Here is a 21,878-nt window from a genome sequence, read left to right as displayed (position 1 = left end):
GGTGGGCACACGCGACGGTAGAAACTCCCCATCCGCAGCCGGTCCTGCGGTGACCGAACCCCGTCAGGCGGTCGAAGGAGGTCCGGCACTGTTTCGGCTGGTCCGTTTCTGGTCACGCCGCTGGAGCAACCAGGCATTCACCGGCTCCATCCCGGAGTCGGACGATGACCGGCGGCGTGTGCAGCACATCCAAGTCGTGGAAGCCGTCGCCGCCGCGCTTCGGACAGACAGGGAAACCACCGTTACCGACGTTGCCGAACAGCTCGGCCTCGACCACTCCGGTGCCAGCCGCATGGTGCGTGACGCCGTCGCGGCCGGATACCTCGCCCGCGAGGGCTCAGCGGACGACCGCCGCCGGGTCGTCGTGCGACTCACCGGCAGCGGCCGCGAGTTGTCCGCCGCATCCCATGACTGGCAACGCCGATGCTTCGATCAGCTCACCGCGTCGTGGACCGGGCACGACCGTCGCCAATTCGCCGGCTACCTGGAACGCCTCGCCGACGAGACGATCCGATGAGCTCCCGCTTCGAACAGGTGGCGATGCTGATCAGCGGTAGTCGGGGGCGGGCGTAGCGTCTAGCGATATGGCCGCGAGATCCAAGCACGCCCTTCCCCCGGTGGGTACGAGGGAGCTGGTGGCCGCGTGCCGAACCGAGATTCCCGCGCTGACCAGGCAGTTGATCGCCGCGATCTTCACCGATATCCCGGAGTGGACCGACTACTCGCCGGTGAGCCGGGAGGACCTGCACCATGCGTGCTGCCGCTATCTGACCAGGGTGCTCGATCTGGTCGCCGGTGACGTGACGGGCCCGGATCGCGACGATGTCGCCGCCGCCATCGGCCGCAATCGGGCCGCGCAGGGCGTGCCCCTGGAGGTTATGTTGCGGACGTTCCGGCTCGGCGGTCAGATCGTGTGGGAGGCGCTGCTCGACAAGGCCGGCGAACTCCCGCCCGGTGAGGTCCGCAAGATCGGAGTGGCGACCTGGTCGGCCATCGACGGCATGTCGTCGTCGCTGGTCACCTCCTATCGCAGCACCGAACTGGAGCAGGTTCGTCGCGACGAGCGGCGACGGCACGGCGTGATCGAGGACCTGCTGGCGGGCAGCGCCCGTGACGCGACTTTCGCCGCGCGGGCGGCGCGCGAGCTGAACTTGCCCGCCCACGGTGGGTATCTGGTGGTCGCGGTGCGCGGTGATCGTCCGCACGTGGAGTTCGGCACCGAGACCGCGTTGGCGGCGATGGGCATTCGGTCGATCTGGCACGACCGCGTCGAGACCATGGTGGGGCTGGTCTCGCTCGAGCAGCGAGACGGTTCCGCTGTGCTGGACCAGGTGGGAAGCCGGATCCGGGGCCGGGCAGCGGCGTCACCGGTGGTGCAGGGATTGGCGCAGATCGAGACGGGCCACGCGCTGGCGATGCTCGGCTTGGAGACCCTGCCCGCGACAGCACGGGGTCTGGTGTCGTTGGAGCAGCGCTACCCCGAAGCGTTGTTGCTGCGCTCTCCCGACCTGACCGCGCTCATGGTCGCGCGCACCCTCGGCCCGGTGCTGGAACTGCCGGCCAAAGAGCGCGAGATCCTGTTGCGCACCCTGGCGATCTGGCTCGAAGAGAACTGCTCGGCGGCGAATGCCGCGCCGCGACTGCACTGCCATCGCAACACCGTGATCAACCGGCTCCAGCGAATCTCCGCCCTGCTGGGTCGGCGACTGGAAGGACAGCGGTCCTACCTGGAACTCTCCCTCGCCTTGGCCGCGCTGGAGATGGGCGTCAACCCACCCGGCTGACCAACCCCGCAACCGTGACCGATTGGGCGCAGCGCCCATTTTCGAGCCCCGAATTCTGGGCTGTCGGTTGGTTGTTTGTGCATTTGTGGACCGTGAGACTCGACGGATGATCCAAGCCACGACCGTGGATGGGTTGATCGTTCGAGCTGAGGAGCACCACGAGTGCTGGAATTCGATCTATTGGTGATCGGTGGTGGACCGGGCGGATACGTGGCCGCCATCCGTGCCGCGCAACGCGGCCTGAAGGTCTGCGTGGTGGAGAAGGAACGCCCCGGCGGCGTGTGCCTGAACTGGGGTTGCATTCCCACCAAGGCGATGCTCCGCTCGGCGGAGGTCTTCCAGACTCTCACCACCGCAGCGGAATTCGGTGTTCTCGCCGACAATGTGCGCTACGACTTCGGCGCGGTGCGCCAGCGCAAGGACTCCATCGTCAAAGAACTGACCGACGGTGTAGCCGGCTTGCTGAAGGCCAATGGTGTCACGGTCATCGAGGGTCATGCCCGGTTCGTCGAACCGACTGTCGTGGAGGTCCACGAAGTCGGCGCCTCACCGATCTTCGACGGCGGCCCCCGCTACGCCGCGCCCGCCGGAACGGCGATTCGCCGGGTGAACGCGCGCGACGTGATCGTCGCGACCGGTTCGGTCCCCGCGCGGCTACCGATCCCGGGCGCGGGATTGCCCGGCGTCGTCACCTCCGACGGCGCGTTCGGGCTGACCGAGGTACCGCGACGGTTGGTGGTCATCGGCGGCAGCGCGGTCGGCGCGGAATGGGCCAGCCTGTTCGCCACGTTCGGCAGCCAGGTCACGGTCGTGGAGATGCAGGACCGCCTGGTTCCGTTGGAGGACAGGGAGATCGGCGACGCACTCGGCCGCTCGTTCCGCAAACGTGGCATCACCGTTCTCACCGGCGCCACCGTCACGGCGATCACCGAGGGCGACGCGCTGCGGGTATCGGTCGGCGGCCCAGCGGCACAGGAACTCGACGCCGATGTCGTCCTCGTCGGCGTCGGGCGACGCCCCAACACCGCCGAACTCGGTCTCGAAGTGGCCGGAATCGCCACGGACGCGCGCGGTTTCATCGAGGTTGACGATCGACTGCGGACAAATGTCGAGCACGTGTCCGCCATCGGCGACGTGACCGGCCGGGCCCTTCTCGCCCATGTCGCCTCCCACCAGGGCATCACCGCGGCCGAGGTGATCGCCGGGCACGACACCCACATCGACTACACGGTCATCCCGGCAGCGACGTTCACCCACCCGGAGATCGCGAGCGTCGGTCTCACGGAGGAGGCCGCTCGCACGGCGGGCCACGAGGTGATCACCGCCAAATTCCCGTTCGCGGCACTGGGCCGGGCCAAGACTTTCGGCGAGACCGAGGGGTTCATCAAAATCGTGGCGGGGCAAGCGCATCAGGAAGTGCTCGGCGTGCACATCATCGGCCCGTCCGCCAGCGACCTGATCGCCGAAGGCGCGCTGGCGATCTCGCTGGAAGCCACGCTCGACGAGTTGGCCGACACCATCCACGCCCACCCCACACTCGGCGAAATCGGCATGGAGGCGGCCATGGCCGGACTCGGACTGCCGGTACACATCGCGCCACGCAAGCGTTGAGGAGCTCGACATGACCACGACCACCGCGCGGAGCAAGCCCGCCCGCAAGCCGGCCGAAACCGCCGCGCCCGCTTCGGATGTCGACTCCGCAGTCGCGGCCGAGAATCCCGAGACCCTGCGTGGTCTCTACCGCGACATGCTGTTCATCCGGCGCTTCGAGGAGCGCACCGCGCAGAGCTACCAGCAGGCCAAGATCGGCGGCTACTGCCATCTCAACCTCGGCGAGGAAGCCACGGTCGTCGGCCTGGGCGCGGCGATGCGCCCCACCGACTACCTGTTCACCAACTATCGCGAACACGGATACGCACTGGCCAAGGGCATCGAACCGGGCCGCGTGATGGCCGAGCTCTACGGCCGCTCCACCGGCACCTCCAAGGGGTGGGGCGGCTCGATGCACATGTACGACACCGCGACCCGGCTGCTGGGCGGCTACGCCATCGTGGGCGGACAGGTTCCCCTGGCGATCGGCGCGGCGCTGGCTATCGACTACAACGACGGCGACGACGTCGTGGTGTGCCAGATGGGGGAGGGCACCACCAATATCGGCGCCTTCCACGAATCGCTCAATATCGCGGCGCTGTGGCGGCTGCCGGTGGTGTTCCTGGTGATCAACAACCAGACCGGCATGGGAACCACGGTCGAGAAGTCCTCGGCCGAACCGGATCTGTGGAAGCGCGCCGCGGCCTATCGCATGCGCGGGGAGCGGGTGGACGGTACCGATGTGCTGGCCGTGCGCGACCTGGCGAGCGAACTCATCGAAGGTGCCCGCCGGGAAGGCAAACCCGCACTGCTCGAAGCGGTGAGCTACCGGCTCAAGGGTCACTCGGTGGTCGACCCGGCCAAATACCGCAGCACCGAAACTGTTGCCACGGTGCGTGAACACGATCCGATCGTGTTGTGGCAGCGGCGTTTGCTCGCCGCCGGTGTGCTCACCGAAGCGTCGCTGGCCGATCTCGACCGTGAGGTGGCCGACGGTGTCGCCGCCGCCGTCGAATTCGCCGACGCGAGCCCGCATCCGGAGCCGTCGAGCCTGTTCGACTACACCTACGCCACTCCGGTGCCGGGCGATTCCCGCCGTCTGCCCGCCGATCCGCTCTTCACCCACTGAGGACTCCCACTGTGCCTGTCATGACCTATCGCGAAGCGCTGCGCGAGACCCTGCGTGAAGAGATGCGACGCGATGACGACGTTTTTCTGATCGGGGAGGAGATCGGTGTCTTCGAAGGCTCCTACAAGATCACCGCCGGTCTGCTCGAGGAGTTCGGCGAGAAGCGAGTACGCGACACCCCCATCGCCGAGGAGGGTTTCGTCGGTGCGGCGATCGGCGCCGCGATGCTCGGATTGCGCCCGGTCGTGGAGATCATGACGATCAACTTCTCGCTGCTGGCGCTGGACCAGATCGTCAACCACGCCGCGAAGATCTACGGCATGTTCGGCGGGCAGACCAATGTGCCCATGGTGATCCGGACTCCCGGTGGCGGCGGCCAGCAACTCGGGGCGACGCATTCGCAGAACATCGAGTTGTACTACGCCTTCGTGCCCGGTCTGAAGGTCGTGGCGCCCAGTACTCCCGCTGATGCGCGGGCGCTGCTCAAGGCCGCGATCGCCGACGACGATCCGGTGTTGTTCCTGGAGAATCTGTCGCTCTACAACACCAAAGGCGAAGTGCCCGAGGATCTTGCGCCTGCCCAGATCGGCAAGGCGGCGGTCACCCGGGAGGGTACCGACATCACGCTGATCGGCTACTCCCGGATGGCCACCGTCGCGACCGAGGTCGCGCAACGTCTTGCCGGCGAGGGGATTTCGGTGGAGGTGATCGACCTGCGCAGCTTGCGTCCGCTCGATCGCGACACCATCGTGGCCTCGGTCCGCAAGACCGGGTGCGCGGTGATCGGCGAGGACGACTGGCTCACCTACGGCATCGGCGCGGAAATCGCGGCCTCCATCTCCGACGGTGCCTTCGACTATCTCGACGCGCCGGTCCGCCGTGTCGCGATGGCCGAGGTCCCGCTGCCGTATGCCAAGCCGCTGGAGAAGCTCGCCTTGCCGTCCGCGGAATCGCTCTATACCGCCGTGACGGAAACCCTGGCCGCTGTCGGCCGGCGGCGCTGAGAACCAGGAACAGGACGGACAAGATCATGCCCGAAATCGTCATGCCCCGGCTCTCCGACACCATGGAGGACGGCGTCGTCTCCGCCTGGCTCAAACAGGTCGGCGACCAGATCACCCGCGGCGAGATCGTCGCCGAGATCGAAACCGACAAAGCGCTGATGGAACTCGAAGCCTACGACGACGGAGTGCTCGAGAAGATCCTCGCCGAGCCGGGCGTTCGGGTCGCGATCGGTGAGCCGATCGCGATCGTCGGCGACGGCACCACCTCGACGGCGGATTCCGGTGCCGCTGCTGCGGTGACGCCATCCGTTGCCGTGCCGTCCGCTGTCAACTCTCCTGCCAGAGACTTTGCACCACAACGTAGTTCGCACAGTGAGCCCGTCTCGGTCTCGCCGAGGGTCGTGGTCAAGTCCTCGCCGCTCGCTCGCAAGATCGCCCGCGAGTTGCAGGTCGATATGGACTCCGTCGTGGGTACCGGCCCTGGTGGGCGGGTCACCAAACGAGACGTGGAGGCGGCCCACAGCGTCGCGGCGCCCGCTGACATCTCGACGCCGTCACCTGAGGCGAGTGCGGTTGCCGTGCAGTCTGTTCCGGCGTCAGGGGAGTTCGAAGAGGTCGCGCTGACCAACATTCAGCGCGTATCGGCAACTCGGCTCACCGAGAGCAAGCAGCAGGCACCGCACTTCTATCTGACCAGCGCGATCGACGTGACCGAGCTGTTCGCCTTCCGCGCGCGGATCAACGCCACCCTGGACGCGGCGGGCGAGAGCAAGGTCAGCGTGAACGACCTGCTCGTCAAGGCGGTCGCGACTGCACTGCGCAAGGATCCCTCGGTCAACGTGAGTTTCGCGGGCGACAAGCTGTTGCGCCACCAAGGAATCCACATCGGCGTCGCGGTGGCGACCCCGGTCGGACTCCTCGTCCCGGTCATCCGTGACGCCGACCGCAAGAGCGTCTCCGAGATCGCGACCGAGAGCCGCGACAAGGCGACCCGCGCCCGCGATCGCAAGCTCCGCGCCGAGGACATGTCGGGCGGCACCTTCACCATCTCCAACCTCGGCATGTTCGGCATCGAACAATTCACCGCGGTGATCAACTCGCCCGAATCCGCGATCCTCGCCGTGGGAGCGGCGGCCGACGAACTCCGCCTCGACAACGGCGAAGTGGTCGCCCGCAAGATCCTTCGCGTCACCATGTCCGCAGACCACCGGGCCATCGACGGCGCGGTCGCGGCCCAATTCCTGGCAACCCTGAAGGAATTCGTCGAGAATCCGCTACGGATCGTCACGTAACAAGGACACCCGGTCTCTGCGGATGCATTTCCGCAGAGGCCGATTACCTCATCCCGCCCCCCATTCCCACAGCCATACCGCCACCTGCAAATGCACACGGCAATCGTCCGGTCGGTGCTGGTTGTGCAGCGCCTGAAGCTCCAACGCGCGGGTGAAGGTCAAGCCGAGGAGCTGCACCTGGCACATGTGCTCGGCCAGCAGGCCCGCGGCATCCACGAACATGTTCTGCGCGTTCGGATCTGGCGTAGACATGGCGGATCGCCCTTCGATTCGAGATAGCGGTAAGTATGGCGGGCACTCGCGAGCTGCTGGCGAACATCAATCCCAGAGCCTGGCGCACGGGAGGGGTGGTAGTTCGCGGTGAAGTTCGTCGTCGATCGTCACGACGAACTGCGGGCGGCCTCGAGTCAGTTCGTCGGCGACATGTCGAGCTTGGACTGGCTGGGCATAGCGTCTCCGTTTCAGCAGCTTCAGTGGCGGGATTTGGACGCACCCGGCACCGGGGCTTTCGCCACCGCCCTGCCACCCACGGGCAGACCGGTGCGCCGCGAAAGGGATTCGCGGCGTCGCCCGGTGCCGGATACCTGCCTCAGCCTTGTCGCCGAAGCCCCCCGGCGGTATGCCGCGACTTCGCCCCGGCGTATGCGCCGGGCGTATGGCCGGGGCTTCTGCTCGCTGCCTCTGACACCGCCCCTTGAGCCCGAAAAGCCCTTTAGTGCAGGGAGTGTCGAGGTATGCATGAAACGTATAGCGCCCCTGATCATGAGCTGGTACGGTCCACCTGACCAGGGGAAATGGCATCACCCGAGCGAATCCGGGAGTAGCAAGTCATGACGCGGGCACCCAGAACGCAGCGTTACTGCGCTCACTGTGGGAACAGACTCAGCAGTTACAACGCCCAGAAATTCTGTCATCCTTGCGATCTCGCCTTTCGCGAACAACTGGCTCACCCACCTCAGGTACCCGCCGGATTCTGGCAAACCGACCAAATGCGAGATGCGCTGTCTACTTGGCATATCGGCCGGGTCATCTACGCCTATCGGCTACATCCGCACCATGGTCGCGTTCTGCCACAGGAACTGATCGCGTCGTGGCTCGGCCTGACCCAAGCCCAGCTGAGCAGGATCGAGAAAGGCCCCGCCCCCGAACAGCTTTCGCGCCTCACCCAGTGGGCGCAGGCGCTACGCATTCCGGTCGAGTTGTTGTGGTTCAAGTTGCCCCTGGCAGACGAGGACGAAGCCATCGCACCTGACCACCACGACGGCGATGCAGGTCTTCGTCTCGCGCGGTGGCTCCTCGCCGGTGGCCGAGGGACACCACCAGCTGCCAGCCACACCGGCGACCTCGGGCAGATCGCACTGGCACTGGATGATGCCTATCGCTACTTCGACGGTTCGGTGGTCGAGTTCTTCCGCGATCAGCTCGCCCGGTGCAAGGCTGATGACGGCCAACGTGGCCCGACTGGGGCATTGCCCCTGATGCTGGCGATTCTCGGTGCGATCACGCGGCACAGCAAGGACATGCGGCCCGATGTTCGTCGGTCACTGCTGACGGTTGGCGCCGATGGTGCCGAATTCGCGGGCTGGCTGTACCGCGATCTCTACGATCCGGTCACGGCTACCTTCCTGTACGACCGAGCGATGGAGTGGGCGCAGGCGGCGGGCAGTCTGCCCCTGCAGGGCTACGTCCTGCTCAAGAAGTCGCAGATGGCCTACGAGTCCAAGGATGCCGCTGCGGTGTTGGGGCTGGCGCAGGCTGCCGAACAGGGGCCGTGGCAGTTGCCTGCCCGCGTTCGGGCCGAGGTGGTACAGCAAGAAGCCCTGGGGCTGGCCATGATCGGCGAATCGGCGATCGCGGTCGAGCAGCACCTCGGCGAAGCTTCCGAACTGCTGACCCGAACCCACCCTGACGACGACCAACTGTTCGGCACCTACTTCAACGAAGGAACCCTGCAACTGCGCTCGGCGACCTGTTTCACCGAGGCAGGCAAACCGCAGCGGGCCGTGGAGATGTTCGGCGCGGTGCTGGCAGGCAACGGGTTGTCTCGGCGCGACAGCGGCTTCTTCAGCGCCCGGCAGGCCAACGCCCTCGCCCTCAGCGGTGAACCGGATGAAGCTGCATCCCTGGCCACTACCGCCGTCAAGGTTGCCCGCGAGACGCGCTCAGAACGAACGATGAACGTGATCATCGAAGTGTTGCAGGTGCTCGAGCCGTGGCGGAACCGCGCCAGTGTTCGTGCCCTGCACGAGGTGCTAGCTCCTGCCCGATGAACCGGTGGTGAGCCACTGGGCCACGGTCTCGATGACGAATGCCTGATAGTGCTGGCTCTTCGGGTTCAGGTACTGCGGATCGTCGTGGACGGCGAAGCCGTGTTGCGAACCGTCGACCTCGACCAGCTCGACCGGGGCGGTGAACTGGTCGAGGGCCTGGCGGGAGCCGTCGATCGACACGAGTGTGTCGGCGTTACCGTGGACGATCAGGGTGGGAGTTCGGATCTCGCCGAGGACTTCGTTGGGCTTCAGCCAAAACACCTCGTTGAGCAGTGGGCGACCATGTTTGAGCGACGGGGTGAACTGGATGGCACCGGCCTGGTTCAGCTCCTGGGCGGCTTCGTCGCTGATGACCTCGTTCGTCCAGTACGGACGGCTATCGATAGTGCGCTTCTTGTAGTCGACCTGAGGATTGAGCAGCACCAGCCGTGTCAGCTCGTCAGGACGCTTGGCAGCGTAATAGGCGCAGATGCCGCCGCCGAAGCTGGCTCCGAGCAGGCTCAGCGCCGCGGCACCGGTGGATGACCGCAGTGCCGCCAGCGCAACCCGGATATCGTTGAGGATCGTCGACAGCGTCAGTTCTTCCTGTCGGCCCTCGCTGTCCCCGTGACCACGCAGATCGAACCGCAGCGAGGCAACCCCGGACTCGGCCAACCCATCCGCCAGCCGGGTGAAGAAGCCACCCTCCTCGCGGGTGACACCACCACCGTGCACCAGCAGCGCGGCGTTAGCCGGCGGTTGGTCAGGGGTGACGATGGTGCCTGCCAGGTGCAGGCCGTCGAGGGTGCGGATGCTGGTGATGGTGCTCGTGGAAACCACAGGGCCAGTCAACCAAACAATCGGCGAGGGTTCTATACGCCGGTGGCTGCATCGTCGAGTATCGGCAGTCCGTTCACCGAGGACGCGCCGCATACTGTCGACGAGATCCGGGCCGAAGCCAAGGTTCAGGCGGTCATCGCCGAGGTCCGTGGCGCCGGCGCGGCAGGAGACGGAGCCATCAGCGCGACCATCGACGCAGGCGAACGCTGCCGGGTTCCCAGACGATGCGACGGACTTGTGCGCCGCCGGTCCACGCATTTTCAGCGGCCTTGGAGATGAGCTCGCTGTTGTGATCGAAAACAGGTGCGGGCCTATTCCGGTTGCCTCACAGTGGGACAGGGTCCGATATCGGTGACCGTGAATAAGGGAATGTTCGTATGCGACTTCGGCTAAACAGCGTCTCGGCATTGGTGACAGCATTGGCGATGGCCGGAATCGGCGTGTCTGCCGCAGCCCCGGTCGCGAGCGGTGAGGTGCCCGTCCGCACGGAAACGGTGTACTCGACTTCGTCGCCGGTGACGTCGGTCGTCGCATCGAAAGTCACTCTCGCGGTGCCGTTGCCGCCGGGCAGCCTGCCGCATCCGCAGGCGTGCGACACCCTGTCGTATCTGCGGTGGCGGGCGATCGACGGACCGCGGTCCTCGGCCGACGCCGAGCGTGTCCTGGTCGCGCAACCCGGTGTCTTCGAGGGGGCTGGCGCCTTCGACAGTGTGGCGCGCAACACTGTCGCGTCGGCGGCGGAGTCGGGACGATACATCGAATTCTGGGCACTGGATCGTCGGTCGAATTGCTTGGAGGACCACACCGGGGTCGCCGCGGCCTTACGGACCGGATCGTTCGATACCGCGGCGGACTATTACTTCCGCGGCGCCGAGGCCGACGGTCGCCGGTTCAGCGGATATGCCGACGGTGCGGCAACAGCGTGGTTGCGAGATCAGGGACTCGCACAAACCCTGCGCGACCAATACGACGTGCTGCGGATCGAATTCCCCGACCAAGCGGTGCGCAAGCGAAAGATACTGTGCGGCGGCCATTCGCTGGGCGGCTTCGTCACCGGCTATTTCGCGGAGTGGGACTTCGACGGGGATCCGGCAACCACCGATAACGCCGGATATAACCAGTGCTCGGGCTATTTTGCGCTCGACACCACCATTCAAGCCGGACTGAGCCTGCGCGGCCTTCAGGTCCCCGAGCTTCCCGCACCGATTGCCGGATCGGTGGAAGCCGTATCGCTGCAACTCGATACCGCGCTGCCGGTCTTACGCCTGCCCGCGGTGATCAATCCCGAAACCACCAATCTGCTCGCCCTGGCAGGCCTCGCGGCCAGACTGAGTCCCGACGGCGCCAACGACCTCGTGCGACGACTGCCCGACAATCCCAATGTCGCCGCAACCCTGCGAACCCTGCTCTCCCAGGACGCCGCCATGTTCGTTACCGGACAACCGGATGTGCGTGACCTGAACGCCACCAACGAAGCTGTGCTGGGCGCGATCCTCGATGACAATTCCCAACCACTCGGATTCCTCCAAGCGAGCGTGGGTTTCCCCACCGGCGGCCCGATCGGCCCGAAATCCTTTCCCCTTCCGGACTCGATCGCACTGAGCCCGCTGGCGATGGGGATGTTCGGCGACGCACCGAAGATTTCGCCGACGGTCTACCACCCGGATACCCTCTACCGCTGGGCAGATTACGACGACACAGCGGAATTGACCGCCCCCTACACGTCCTCGACCAGCGAAGTGACCGCCATCGGTGAACTGGCCCGCAGTCTGTGCGAACCACCCCTCGACTTCACCGAGTGGTATTTCCCCACCCGTCTCAGCCTCGACCTCCAACAGACGACGGCACCGTCGTTCGCCGTTCATCACATCCATCTCGACGGCGTGGATCGCAACCCCATCCTGACTTTCCGCAGCAGCGGCGGTATCCCGGTCGCGGACTCGGGAAGCCCCCAGGACGAAGTGATCCACCTCCCGGGCTACAACCACATCGACGTCCTCACTGCCGCGGCTCATCAGAACGACGGCAGACCCGAGGTGGTCTCCACTCGTCTCGCCGAATTCGCCACCGGCGCTTCCTAGTGCGGGTGTGCTGCGGCCGCCGCCGATCGGGGGGTGTCTGTGGGGTGAAGGCTCGCGTCGAGGCCGAACGCGTCGACCGGGCCCAGCGCGACCGGGGTGAGTAGCATCTGCCCATGAGTTCCGGTAAGTCCTCGGTCGTCTTGTTCCATGGCGTCACCATGTCGGCGGCGGCGTGGGAAGACGTCGTTCCGCGCCTGACCGATCATCACGACGTGGTCGCGCTGACAGCGCTCGGGCATCGGGGCGGGCCGGCGGTGCGCGAGCGTCCGGTCAAGGTGCGCGACATCGTTGACGCGGCGGAGCGCATGCTGGACGAGCGGGGTATCGGGAAGGCTCATCTCGCGGGGAACTCGCTCGGCGGGTGGATGGCCATCGAGCTCGCGTTGCGGGGTCGGGCATTGAGCGTCTGCGCGCTCTCACCTGCCGGGTTCTGGGATGGTGGTGGCCATGGGCAGACCGACGCGGTCAGGAAGCTGCGCCGCTTGGGCGCCCTGGTCGAGCTGTCGCGACCGGTTCAACCGGTGGTCATGCGATCGGCGGTGGTCCGGCGGCTCGCGCTGCGCGATATCGCTTGTCGCGCTGATCGTTTGACACCGACGCAAGCACTGACAGCGGCCGCCGACCTCATCGGGTGCACGGTCACCGAAGACGTGCTCGACACCAGGGAGCAGATCGCGTCGGTGTCGGAGTTGCCGTGTCCGATCACCCTGGCCTGGTCGGAGAAGGACGCGATCCTGCCGCCGGCGGTCAATGGCCGCATCGCCCAGGAGCGCTTCCCGCGGGCCCGCTTCGAGATCTTGCCGGGCGTCGGCCATGTGCCGATGATCGACGATCCGAAACTGGTCGCGGCGACGATTCTGGCGACGACGGGCGCCGTGCCCACCACGACGGGCGTGCCGTCGGCGAGCCTTGACGGCGACCGGTAGGAAGACGGTTAGGCCCCTCCGGCGCCCGCGTTCAGTCGTTCGACTCGAAGTGCTGCTTGAGGTTGCGCAGCGTGCGGCGGATGTTCTTGCGCTGGAATTCCACGAAGGTGTCGCCGCCGGTGGCGATCCGGTCGAAGACCTGAACCGCCGCGTCCGGCCATGACTTGCGATCGTCGTGCCAGGTCTCGGTGACCAGGGTGCCACCGTCGTCCGGCTCGAACCGGTAGTCCCAGGTCGCGATACCCGCGCGGATCCATGGCCGCCGGACGCCGATCGCCTCGACGCGGAACGCGAACCGCTGTCCCGGCTCGGCCGCGATCACCACGCAGCGGGTCACCCAGCGAGCACCGCCACGCTTGTTCAACCCTTCGAATTCCATTCCCACGTAAGTGGACTCGCGCGGTTGGGCCACCTTGGCGCCACGGTTCTCCGGGCTCCACCGACCCATCAGTGTCGGATCGCTGACCTGCTGATAGATGGACACCGGATCGGCAGCGATGTCGATGCTGTCGAAGACGGTCGTGGTGCGGCTCATGGGCACGAACCTAGCCGACTGTGGTGCCGGCGCCGTAGCTCGGTGATCGCAGCCTCGGCGGACCGAGGACATCTCACAGCATGTCGTCCGAAAAACTATGTCGGATAGTAAATTGGGCGGGCGGCATCCGGTCCGGTGGTGTTGTCGCGGCGGACGAGGGGGAGTGATGAAGGGGCTCGGGGCGCTGGAGAGCCAGGTGATGGCTGTGCTGTGGGAGAGTTCGGCGGCGCTGTCGGTGCATGATCTGGTGGATCGGTGGGACAACGACCAGCGGGTTCCCGCGTACACCACCGTGCTGACCGTGGTGACACACCTGTGGGAGAAGAAGTGGGTGCGGCGCGAGAAGGTCGGGCGTTCCTATCGATACCGGCCCAGCCGGACCCGGGCCGAGGCGACGACCGATCTGCTGCGCGAGATCCTCGACGCCAGCCCCGACGCTCCCGCGGTGCTGTTGCATCTGGTCCGCACGGCCAGTGCGCCCGAGGTCGAGGCGCTGCGCCGGGGACTCTCCGACGACGAGCGCGGACCATGATCCTGCTGACCGGGTTGCTGGCGGCCGGTATCGCGCTGGCTGTGCTCGCTCCAGCGTTCCTGTCCCGGGTCGATTTCACCGCCGCCCCGGTCGCCGGGTTGGTGGCGTGGCTGGGTGCGCTCGTCGCGACGATCGGCTGTGGGGTGCTGGCCGTGATCGCATTGGCGTGGCCGGGCGATCCGCCGGGAAATGTGTTGGCGGGCACCGTGGTGCGCAGTCTGGCCGCGGTCGAACCGGCGGTCGTCACCTGGGCGGCGGGGCTGATCATGCCGATCGCCGTGGTCGCCACGATCGTACCGACCGGACAGCTGGCACGGATCGTCGTCGGCTACCGGGGGCGCGGGGCCGCGCTGCGCCGCAAGCACTGGGAGTTGGTCGAGATGGTGGGCCGGGTCGATGGGGCTGGGGCGAAACTGGTCCGGCTCGATCATCCGATTCCGCTGGCGTACAGCGTCGCCGGGCGCGGTGGGTACGTGGTGGTCACCGACGGGCTGCGGAGCTGCCTGACCGAACCGCAGTGGCGTGCGGTACTCGCGCACGAACACGCGCATCTGCGCGGGTTCCATCACCACATTCTCGGCGTCTGTCAGGTTCTCGCCCAAGCCTTTTCGTGGATTCCGCTCTTCGCCGCGGCTCCGGTAGCCGTCGCCACCTTGGTCGAATTCGCTGCCGATCGGTCGGCCGCGGCCTCGACCGATTCGCGGGCGCTGTCCGGGGCGCTGCATACCGTCGCCTCCCGCATGCCGTCGATCCCGGGCACGCCGCTGCGGTTGATCGATGACTCGCTGTCGATGCGTCTCGAGTGCCTGGCGGCCGCGCCGGAGTCTCGTGCCGTCGCACGCCGAACGGCGATCACGATGCTGGTCGCCATGATGCTGCTCGCGCCTGCGGCGGCGGTGGCCGTGGTCGGTGTGAGTGCGGCACTGGTGAGCGCGCTGGTGGTCTGAGAACCCGCCACAAAAAACTATGTTCCATAGTATTTTGACCGAGAAAGGTGAAATACCTCTAGTTCAGAATTGAGAAGTCTTGCGTTCCACCATCTCCCGTCGGGGACCAGCAGGTTCGACGTACCTACCGATACTCGCCGTCACCCTGATCGCCACAGGTCTCGCGGTGCCGGGGCACGCCACCGCTGATCCAGGACAGACCCGCTATTCGCTGGTCGACGGCTGCTACCGAATCGACACGCCGACAGGGCCGTTGGTCCCGGGAGCCGGGCCGTACCGGATGCGGGCGACAGCGCTCGGCGAATACCTGCTCTACGGTCGTAACGGCGACGTCCTGGCAGCCGGACAGGGGGTGATCAGCCCCGCGACGAACCCGACGCCGTCGGCGGTATGGAAGGTGGACGGCACCGGTGCGAGCGGATTCGTTCTCAGCAACAGCGAAACCGCGACCAGCACGCCCGCCACGTTCGTCCAGGACACCGGGTGCGCGGACTTCCCCGAGGCACAGACCGGCGCCCAGGGAACTCCGGGCCCCAGCGTCGGCGCCGACGGCGCGGTCGTGGGCGCCATCGACGCGCACGCGCACGTCACCGCCTACGAATTCATGGGCGGCAACTTTCACTGCGGCCGCCCGTGGCACCCCTACGGAGTGAGCTACGCGTTGCCCGATTGCGCGCAGTACCGCACCGGCACCAACGGTGTGATCGCCGACTTCCTCGACCACGGCGAACCGTTCCACGCCTCCGACACCCGCGGCTGGCCTACCTTCCGCGACTGGCCGAAACCGTCGGTTCTCACCGCCGAAGGCACCTACTGGACCAGCATCGAGCGCTCGTGGAAGGCGGGCCTGCGCGTGATGACCGTCGATCTGGTGGACAACGAATCACTGTGCGCCATGATGACCGATCGCCGAAACCCCTGTGACGACATGGCTTCGGTGCGCAGGCAGGCCGACAGCCTGCGGGCGTTGCAGGACTACATCGACGCCCAGGCCGGTGGGCCCGGGCAGGGCTTCTTCCGCATCGTCACCGATCCGGCCCGAGCACGCCACGTCGCCGCGTCCGGCAAGCTCGCCGTGGTCCTCGGCATGGAGTTGTCCGACCCGATGGGGTGTGGCGTGTTCCTCGGGCAACCGGAGTGCGGCCGAGCCGACGTCGACCGCTGGCTCACCGAACTTCGCGCCATCGGCGTGAGCAGCTTCTTCCCGGTACACAAGTTCGACAACGCGTTCGGTGGCACGAAAATGGATCACGATGTCACCGGCCTGCTGGTGAACGCGGGCAACTTCATGCAGACCGGCACGTTCTGGAACGTCCAGCCCTGTCCCGGACCCGAACAGGACAGCACCCAGCTCTCGGTGCCGCTCGCCGGTCATATCAACCAGTTCATCGCCGATCTCACCGGCCCGCTGCTCGGCGGCGCACCACTGCCGCTGTACGCGGCGGGATCTCACTGCAATGCGCGCGGGCTGACCGACCTCGGCGAGTACCTGATCAACGCGATGATCGACCACGGTTTTCTCATCGAGATAGATCACCTCAGCGAAGCCACCGCGGAGGAAGTCATGACGATCATCGAAAAGCGTGGCTACCCCGGTGTGCTGTCCTCACACGGCTGGGACTCGCCCACCACCACCGAACGGGTCTATGCGGCAGGCGGTTTCGCGACTCCCTATGCCGGTGGGCCCGCGAGCTTCGTCCAAGCCTGGCGGGAAGCCCGCGTGCTGCCCCGGCCCGGCGCGGAGTTCGGTTTCGGCTTCGGTTCGGATATGAACGGCATCGCCGGCCAGGGCGGCCCGCTCGGACCCGGCACCATCCGATATCCCTTCGTCTCCCACGACGGCGCGGTGACGTTCGACAGGGAACGATGGGGCGAGCGCACCTTCGACATCAACACCGACGGCACCGCGACCTACGGAACCTACGCCGACTGGCTCGAAGCGGTCCGTGTTCTCGGCGGCCCGGAGATCATGGCCGACGTCTTTCGCGGTGCCGAGGTCTACCTGCGCCTCTGGGAAGAGGTCAGGTCATGACGCGCCCAGGTGCTACTGACCCTGGTGCGCGGCGTCGAGGAGCGGCTGCCCGATGACACCCATCGCCTGCGACGCGCCACCGAGGACCCACCCGCCGTCAGCCGGAAGCACAACGCCGGAGACGTAGTCGGCCAGCGGGGAAGCGAGGAAGCGGCAGACGTTGGCGACGTCGCGGGGGGTACCGTAGCGGCGCAGCGGGACGCTTCCGGTGACCAGGGCCCGGTCCTGCTCGGTCGGGGCCAGCCTGGCCATGCCCTCGGTGCCATCGATCGGGCCCGGGATCACACCGTTGACGCGGATGCCGAACGGGCCCCATTCCATCGCCAGGACCTTGGTGAGCATGTCGACGCCGGCCTTGGCCGCACACACGTGCGCCTGGGTGATCGTCGGCAGCTCCGACTGCGGTGCCGAGATGTTGATGACGGAGGCGCCGGGCTTGCGCAGGAACTGGTAGCTCGCGCGCAGGACGTTGTAGGTGCCGAGCAGGTCGATGTCGACGACCGACTTGAATCCGTTGGCGGACATGCCGACGGCGGCGGCGGGGAAGTTGCCTGCCGCACCGGAGATCATGACGTCGAAGTCGCCGAACTGCTCGTGCACCGATCGCAGGACGGCTTCGGTCGCGCTGTAGTCGCGGACATCGGCGCTCCCACCGAAGGCTTCGGCCCCGAGCTCGCGCAGCCGTTCGACGGCCGCGTCGACCTTGTCCGCGGAGCGGCTGAGCACCGCCACGCGAGCACCGGCCCGCGCGAAGTCCTCGGCCACACCGAGATTGATGCCGCTGGTGCCGCCCGCGACGACGACGACCTTGTCGGCAAGGTCGATCTTCTGGATGAATTCTGACGCCATGCCGGGCAGACTATCAGTAGTACGAACTATTATCTGTAGCGATTATCGGTGATGATGGCTGCCGATGACCGACGCGGGTGTGGCGACGACTACGATCGCCTCTGCTGTCCAGCTCAGAAATCGAGGTTTCCCACCAGTGACCGAACCGTTGATCCCGGACATGGTCGCCGACCACACCAGCTGCCTGCTGATCAAGCTCGGGCAGGTGATGTTCCGTGTGAGCGAGGATCGGCTCGCCACCCTGGGCCTGCGGACCAGACACTTCATGATCTTGAAGGTACTGGCAGGCGACCAGGCCAGCTCTCAGCTCGAACTGGGAACCCGGCTGCGCATCGACTCGACCACCATGGTCGCCGCGATCGACCATCTGGAGTCGGCGGGCCTGGCCGCCAGGATTCGCGATCACCGCGACCGCCGCCGGTTTCTCGTCGAGATCACCGAGCAGGGAATGCGCGCCGTCGAGCAGGCTGACGAGCTCGTCCGCACACTGAACGACGACCTCTTCGACGGTCTGGATCAGGATCAGCGCGCGAACCTGCACCAAGCGTTGCTGGCGATGAATTCCGGCGAAGCGTTGCCGCGGGCCTACGACGCCGTGCGCCAACGCTGACCCCCCGGCGCGAGAGCGTTCCACCGGATCTCGGTGCCGGTCGATCCGGTGGAACGGGTTTTCGTCGCTGCGGCGAACAGCTAGCCGCGCAGGGCGGAGGCGAAGATCGCCGGTAGCTTGGACCACCCCGGCGCAGCCGAGAAATAGGCCAGCAGACGGCCCGTGGTGGCGGCGGTCTTGTTGGTCACGAACCAGGGCGGCTTGGGCGCCAACGTGAATTCACCGCGCGTGATCGACCTGGGCGCGGGTCGGAACGGCCCACGGACGACAGTGCGTTCGGGATCTTCGATCAGCAGCGCGTTGTGCACCACGCCGATACCGCTCTGCACATCGTCGAGGGTATGGCCGGGGAACGCACCCCAGCTCGCGCGGGCGGTCAGATAGCCGACTCCGGTCCAGGCGTTGATCGCGACGGTGCCGTATCGAAGGTCGACGATCGCCTCATCGAGCGCGGCGCCGAGCTGACGCAGCGTCTTCGGGTGGGCGATGATGTTCACGCCCAGGGTGCCGATGAACTGCTCGTTCGAGACCTCGACCGCGGCACGCAGGAACGTCGACCCGGTGCCGGGCAGTTCGGTGACACCGAAAACGGGGGAGAAGTACTCCTCGCGCAGCGCTGGTTCGTCCTTCGACGGCGAGATTCCGAGCACCAGCGTGCGGTCGTTGTTCGGGCCGACGCTCTGTGCCTGCGGATATTCCCTGCGCGCGTTGGCCACTCGACTCTCGCTGCCCGGGTAGTACGCCGGTCGCCCCGGTGCCCGCTCGAACGCCGCACGCAGCTCGGCGAGGAATCTCTCCTTCTGTGGCCAGTCCGCGCTCACGATGGCGACCTGGGACGCGACACAGTTGTACCCGTTGTTGTGCAGTCGCTGCGTCGCAAGGTGTTCGGCCTGGAACTTCAGATCCGCCTCCGACCACTGCCCGGGGATCACGATGGTGGGTGAGACGCCGCCGAGTTCGCTGGTGATCGGTTTCGTCAGCAGCGGTGTGTTCGCTGCTTTGCGTTGCGCGCCTTCGGCTCCCCGGCCGAACACGATGGCGTCGTGGGTGTTGCTGCTGCCGGTCATGTGCACCGAGGTCACGTCGGGATGGTTGACCAGCGCGGTGCCGACATCGGCACCGCCGGTGAGGATTCGCAAGAACCCGCGATCGATCAGCGGGGCGAAAATGCGCTCGAACACCGGAAGCAGCGGATCGGTGATGGGGTTGAGCTTCAATGCCACGACCCGGTTGTCCGCGATCAATTGGTACAGCAGGTCCAGCGGCGGAATGGAGAAGATGTTCCCGGCGCCGAGCACGACGCCGACCCCGCCTGCCGTGCGTGGTGCGCGTGCGCCCGAACCTGCTCGTGCCCGGACGGTGGCGGCGTCGACGCCGGGCTTGGTCCACACCTCGGCGGTGAAGCCGTTGAGCAGCAGCCGATCGAAGATCCCGTGCGGGAGCACGTGCACGGCCGACCTGTTGCCGGGCGCCGCGGTGACCTCGAAGCCGTCGACCGGGCTATGACCGGCGTCGAGCGCGGCGAGGCTTTCGATCAACGCGCCGGTGCCGGTGATCACCGGATAGGGGCCGCTGATCCATTCCTCGCCGACCAGGGGTGAATCCTTCGGCAGGCCCTTGATGCCGATGGCGATGTCTACCCAGTCCTGCGCGTGTTGCTCGGTCAGGTCGTGCACCTGCTGCAGCAGCAGGCGACGGTCGGCGAGCGGAGTCGCCGCCCACCGCGCCGCGCCCTCGGTCAATGCCTCGATCGCGGCGTCGATTGTCGTTGCTGTGCTGGTCATTTCGTTCCTCCGGTGGTGGCGACGGCATCTTCGCGAATGAGGTCGGCGGCCTTCTCGGCGATCATGATGGTCGGCGCGTTCGTATTGCCGCGCACGACCGTGGGCATCACCGACGCGTCGACGACGCGCAAGCCCTGCAGGCCGAGCACCCGCAGCCGGCTGTCGACGACCGACCCGATGGCACACGTCGATGTCGGGTGATACAGCGTCTGGCCGTACCTGCGGGCGAAGGCGAGCAGGTCTTGCTCCGAATCCGACTCGGGGGCAACGAAGTCCGCGGTGATGTGCTCGGCGAGGGCGGCTCGGCCCGCGATGTCGAGGGCGATGCGCAGGCCCGCCACAATGCTGCGCCGGTCCTCGTCGGTGGCGAGGTAGTTGTGCACGATTCTCGGCGCGGTGGTCGGCGCAGCCGAACGGAGCATCACCTTGCCGACGCTCGTCGGATGGAGCACACAGGGTCCCACGGCGAATCCGTGCGCGACGGGTGCGCCGAGTCCCTCCTCGTGGAACAGCACCGGTGCCAGGTGGAACTGTACGTCCGGACCTTCCAGGCCGGACGTCGTCTCGAAGAATCCGCCCGCCTCACCGATGTTCGAGGTGAGCGGACCACGGCCCTGCTCCTGCAACAACGCGAGGTTCTCCGGCGACAACGCGGTCATCAGCGACTCGGTGTCGGTGCGGTAGTTGATCAGCGTCATGTAGTGGTCTTGCAGGTTCTCGCCGACCGGAAGGTCGCGCACCACCTCGATCTGGAACAGCGCAAGCTCATCGGCAGGACCGACGCCCGACAGCAGCAACAGATGCGCCGATCCGTAGGTGCCGCCGGAGAGGATGACTTCGCGTTCGGCACGAACCGTGTCGACCTCGCCGCCACGGCTGATCTCGACGCCGACCGCCCGATCGCCCTCGAACAGCACCTTCTGGGCGAGCGCATCGGTGATGACGGTCAGGTTCGGCCGCGTCATCGCCGGATGCAGATAGGCGACGGCTGTGCTGCACCGCATGCCGTCACGCTGGGTCACCTGATAGCGGCCCACGCCCAATTGTGTTGCGCCGTTGAAGTCTTCGTTGCGCGCGTACCCGGCCTGCTCGGCCGCTTCGACGAAGGCTCCGGCAATGGCGTGCTGTGAACGACTCTCCGAGACGCGCAGTGGTCCACCGGCGCCGTGATAGGCGTCCTTGCCTCGTTCGTTGTCCTCGGCTCGCTGGAAATACGGCAGGACATCGTCGTAGGACCAACCCTCGGCACCGGCCGCGGCCCAGGCGTCGTAGTCGGCACGGTTGCCCCGGATGTAGATCATCGCGTTCATCGAGCTCGATCCGCCCAGCATCCGGCCGCGGGGCAGGTACGCGCGCCGACCGCCCAGCTGCGGTTCGGGTTCGGTGTCGAGATCCCAGTCCCACTCGCTCTTGAACAAGGCGCCGAACGCGGCCGGAATATGGATCTCGTCGGCGCTGTCGGCCGACCCTGCTTCGATGACGGCGACCGATACCGCCGGATCCTCGGAGAGTCTGGCAGCCAACACGGCGCCTGCCGAACCCGCGCCGACGATGACGTAGTCGTACATTGCAATGCCTCTCGATGCGATGTAGTGAGGTGGATCACTTGTCTCGATCGTGGCCGACGGTGGGCGGGCAGCCTATGGTCCAGCGCTCCGGATTACCGTGACCTCAGTGTGCAAGTGCACAACGCA

The 21,878-nt window shown here is 66.6% G+C and carries 19 protein-coding genes; 13 read left to right on the top strand and 6 right to left on the bottom strand.

The features are described 5' to 3' along the window. Positions 1-49: 49 nt before the first annotated feature. The 6 genes from ACWFRF_RS01650 (at position 50) to ACWFRF_RS01625 (ending at position 6,799) form a co-directional block, all read left to right on the top strand. Positions 50-517 (top strand): MarR family winged helix-turn-helix transcriptional regulator, encoded by a 468-nt coding sequence (locus ACWFRF_RS01650; protein ID WP_452448475.1) that lies wholly within the window; start codon positions 50-52, stop codon positions 515-517. A gap of 67 nt (positions 518-584) precedes the next feature. Continuing rightward, positions 585-1,784, top strand: a complete 1,200-nt coding sequence (locus tag ACWFRF_RS01645) for a PucR family transcriptional regulator (RefSeq protein ID WP_452448474.1) — start codon at positions 585-587, stop codon at positions 1,782-1,784. A gap of 162 nt (positions 1,785-1,946) precedes the next feature. Continuing rightward, the gene (lpdA, locus tag ACWFRF_RS01640) at positions 1,947-3,395 is read left to right on the top strand and encodes a dihydrolipoyl dehydrogenase (protein ID WP_452448473.1); all 1,449 of its coding nucleotides are present in this window, start codon (positions 1,947-1,949) and stop codon (positions 3,393-3,395) included. 10 nt (positions 3,396-3,405) lie between these two features. Further along, positions 3,406-4,503 carry a pyruvate dehydrogenase (acetyl-transferring) E1 component subunit alpha gene (gene pdhA / locus ACWFRF_RS01635; RefSeq protein WP_378989711.1) on the top strand — a complete coding sequence of 366 codons (1,098 nt, stop codon included), beginning with the start codon at positions 3,406-3,408 and terminating at the stop codon, positions 4,501-4,503. A gap of 20 nt (positions 4,504-4,523) precedes the next feature. Beyond that, positions 4,524-5,507, top strand: a complete 984-nt coding sequence (locus ACWFRF_RS01630; RefSeq protein WP_452448472.1) for an alpha-ketoacid dehydrogenase subunit beta — start codon at positions 4,524-4,526, stop codon at positions 5,505-5,507. 26 nt (positions 5,508-5,533) lie between these two features. Further along, positions 5,534-6,799: a dihydrolipoamide acetyltransferase family protein gene (locus ACWFRF_RS01625; RefSeq protein ID WP_452448471.1), complete on the top strand. Its 1,266-nt coding sequence runs from the start codon at positions 5,534-5,536 to the stop codon at positions 6,797-6,799. A 48-nt stretch (positions 6,800-6,847) separates the two neighbouring features. On the opposite strand, the gene ACWFRF_RS01620 is transcribed toward ACWFRF_RS01625, so the two are convergent. Continuing rightward, the gene (locus ACWFRF_RS01620; protein WP_449960808.1) at positions 6,848-7,051 is read right to left on the bottom strand and encodes a hypothetical protein; all 204 of its coding nucleotides are present in this window, start codon (positions 7,049-7,051) and stop codon (positions 6,848-6,850) included. Positions 7,052-7,629: 578 nt separating this feature from the next. Between ACWFRF_RS01620 and ACWFRF_RS01615 the strand changes: the two genes are divergently transcribed. Beyond that, positions 7,630-9,069 carry a helix-turn-helix domain-containing protein gene (locus ACWFRF_RS01615; RefSeq protein ID WP_452448470.1) on the top strand — a complete coding sequence of 480 codons (1,440 nt, stop codon included), beginning with the start codon at positions 7,630-7,632 and terminating at the stop codon, positions 9,067-9,069. Here the strand turns inward: ACWFRF_RS01615 and ACWFRF_RS01610 are convergent. Next, entirely contained in the window at positions 9,052-10,146 is a 1,095-nt protein-coding gene (locus ACWFRF_RS01610; RefSeq protein WP_452448469.1) for an alpha/beta hydrolase, read from the bottom strand. The two genes, ACWFRF_RS01615 and ACWFRF_RS01610, sit on opposite strands and share 18 nt — an antisense overlap. A gap of 119 nt (positions 10,147-10,265) precedes the next feature. Here ACWFRF_RS01610 and ACWFRF_RS01605 point away from each other — a divergent pair, with 119 nt between their 5' ends. Next, positions 10,266-11,969, top strand: coding sequence for a hypothetical protein (locus tag ACWFRF_RS01605; RefSeq protein ID WP_452448468.1), 1,704 nt, complete (start codon positions 10,266-10,268; stop codon positions 11,967-11,969). A gap of 113 nt (positions 11,970-12,082) precedes the next feature. Beyond that, complete coding sequence (locus tag ACWFRF_RS01600) at positions 12,083-12,895, top strand: alpha/beta fold hydrolase (protein ID WP_452448467.1); 813 nt, start codon at positions 12,083-12,085, stop codon at positions 12,893-12,895. 31 nt (positions 12,896-12,926) lie between these two features. On the opposite strand, the gene ACWFRF_RS01595 is transcribed toward ACWFRF_RS01600, so the two are convergent. Further along, positions 12,927-13,430: an SRPBCC family protein gene (locus ACWFRF_RS01595; protein ID WP_378989720.1), complete on the bottom strand. Its 504-nt coding sequence runs from the start codon at positions 13,428-13,430 to the stop codon at positions 12,927-12,929. A gap of 166 nt (positions 13,431-13,596) precedes the next feature. Here ACWFRF_RS01595 and ACWFRF_RS01590 point away from each other — a divergent pair, with 166 nt between their 5' ends. From ACWFRF_RS01590 to ACWFRF_RS01580, 3 genes are all read left to right on the top strand, one after another. Next, entirely contained in the window at positions 13,597-13,962 is a 366-nt protein-coding gene (locus ACWFRF_RS01590; RefSeq protein ID WP_449960825.1) for a BlaI/MecI/CopY family transcriptional regulator, read from the top strand. Continuing rightward, complete coding sequence (locus tag ACWFRF_RS01585; protein WP_452448466.1) at positions 13,959-14,909, top strand: M56 family metallopeptidase; 951 nt, start codon at positions 13,959-13,961, stop codon at positions 14,907-14,909. The genes ACWFRF_RS01590 and ACWFRF_RS01585 overlap by 4 nt, the downstream gene beginning before the upstream one ends. A gap of 79 nt (positions 14,910-14,988) precedes the next feature. After that, positions 14,989-16,941 (top strand): peptidase, encoded by a 1,953-nt coding sequence (locus ACWFRF_RS01580; RefSeq protein ID WP_452448465.1) that lies wholly within the window; start codon positions 14,989-14,991, stop codon positions 16,939-16,941. A 12-nt stretch (positions 16,942-16,953) separates the two neighbouring features. Here ACWFRF_RS01580 and ACWFRF_RS01575 read toward each other — a convergent pair whose 3' ends face one another. Continuing rightward, the gene (locus ACWFRF_RS01575; RefSeq protein ID WP_378989724.1) at positions 16,954-17,790 is read right to left on the bottom strand and encodes an SDR family oxidoreductase; all 837 of its coding nucleotides are present in this window, start codon (positions 17,788-17,790) and stop codon (positions 16,954-16,956) included. A gap of 136 nt (positions 17,791-17,926) precedes the next feature. Here ACWFRF_RS01575 and ACWFRF_RS01570 point away from each other — a divergent pair, with 136 nt between their 5' ends. Next, the gene (locus ACWFRF_RS01570) at positions 17,927-18,400 is read left to right on the top strand and encodes a MarR family winged helix-turn-helix transcriptional regulator (RefSeq protein ID WP_378630766.1); all 474 of its coding nucleotides are present in this window, start codon (positions 17,927-17,929) and stop codon (positions 18,398-18,400) included. Positions 18,401-18,480: 80 nt separating this feature from the next. Here ACWFRF_RS01570 and ACWFRF_RS01565 read toward each other — a convergent pair whose 3' ends face one another. Both ACWFRF_RS01565 and ACWFRF_RS01560 read right to left on the bottom strand, forming a co-directional pair. Continuing rightward, on the bottom strand, positions 18,481-20,184 hold the full coding sequence (locus tag ACWFRF_RS01565) for an aldehyde dehydrogenase family protein (RefSeq protein WP_452448464.1): 1,704 nt from the start codon (positions 20,182-20,184) through the stop codon (positions 18,481-18,483). Then, on the bottom strand, positions 20,181-21,752 hold the full coding sequence (locus ACWFRF_RS01560; RefSeq protein ID WP_452448463.1) for a GMC family oxidoreductase: 1,572 nt from the start codon (positions 21,750-21,752) through the stop codon (positions 20,181-20,183). The genes ACWFRF_RS01565 and ACWFRF_RS01560 overlap by 4 nt, the downstream gene beginning before the upstream one ends. Positions 21,753-21,878: the final 126 nt, after the last annotated feature.

It is taken from the genome of Nocardia sp. NPDC055165 (assembly GCF_053606985.1).
Note: the sequence above shows the minus strand (reverse complement) of the source record. Positions and strands in the feature narration are given on the sequence as shown.

Bases quoted from the DNA above. Each gene is read 5' to 3' on its own strand.
- ACWFRF_RS01645 (WP_452448474.1), top strand. From the start codon at position 585: ATGGCCGCGAGATCCAAGCACGCCCTTCCCCCGGTGGGTACGAGGGAG.
- ACWFRF_RS01605 (WP_452448468.1), top strand. From the start codon at position 10,266: ATGCGACTTCGGCTAAACAGCGTCTCGGCATTGGTGACAGCATTGGCG.
- ACWFRF_RS01615 (WP_452448470.1), top strand. From the start codon at position 7,630: ATGACGCGGGCACCCAGAACGCAGCGTTACTGCGCTCACTGTGGGAAC.
- ACWFRF_RS01595 (WP_378989720.1), bottom strand. From the start codon at position 13,430: ATGAGCCGCACCACGACCGTCTTCGACAGCATCGACATCGCTGCCGAT.
- ACWFRF_RS01585 (WP_452448466.1), top strand. From the start codon at position 13,959: ATGATCCTGCTGACCGGGTTGCTGGCGGCCGGTATCGCGCTGGCTGTG.
- pdhA (WP_378989711.1), top strand. From the start codon at position 3,406: ATGACCACGACCACCGCGCGGAGCAAGCCCGCCCGCAAGCCGGCCGAA.
- ACWFRF_RS01590 (WP_449960825.1), top strand. From the start codon at position 13,597: ATGAAGGGGCTCGGGGCGCTGGAGAGCCAGGTGATGGCTGTGCTGTGG.
- ACWFRF_RS01610 (WP_452448469.1), bottom strand. From the start codon at position 10,146: ATGCGTGGACCGGCGGCGCACAAGTCCGTCGCATCGTCTGGGAACCCG.
- ACWFRF_RS01620 (WP_449960808.1), bottom strand. From the start codon at position 7,051: ATGTCTACGCCAGATCCGAACGCGCAGAACATGTTCGTGGATGCCGCG.
- ACWFRF_RS01600 (WP_452448467.1), top strand. From the start codon at position 12,083: ATGAGTTCCGGTAAGTCCTCGGTCGTCTTGTTCCATGGCGTCACCATG.
- ACWFRF_RS01565 (WP_452448464.1), bottom strand. From the start codon at position 20,184: ATGACCAGCACAGCAACGACAATCGACGCCGCGATCGAGGCATTGACC.
- ACWFRF_RS01630 (WP_452448472.1), top strand. From the start codon at position 4,524: ATGACCTATCGCGAAGCGCTGCGCGAGACCCTGCGTGAAGAGATGCGA.
- ACWFRF_RS01560 (WP_452448463.1), bottom strand. From the start codon at position 21,752: ATGTACGACTACGTCATCGTCGGCGCGGGTTCGGCAGGCGCCGTGTTG.
- ACWFRF_RS01625 (WP_452448471.1), top strand. From the start codon at position 5,534: ATGCCCGAAATCGTCATGCCCCGGCTCTCCGACACCATGGAGGACGGC.
- ACWFRF_RS01575 (WP_378989724.1), bottom strand. From the start codon at position 17,790: ATGGCGTCAGAATTCATCCAGAAGATCGACCTTGCCGACAAGGTCGTC.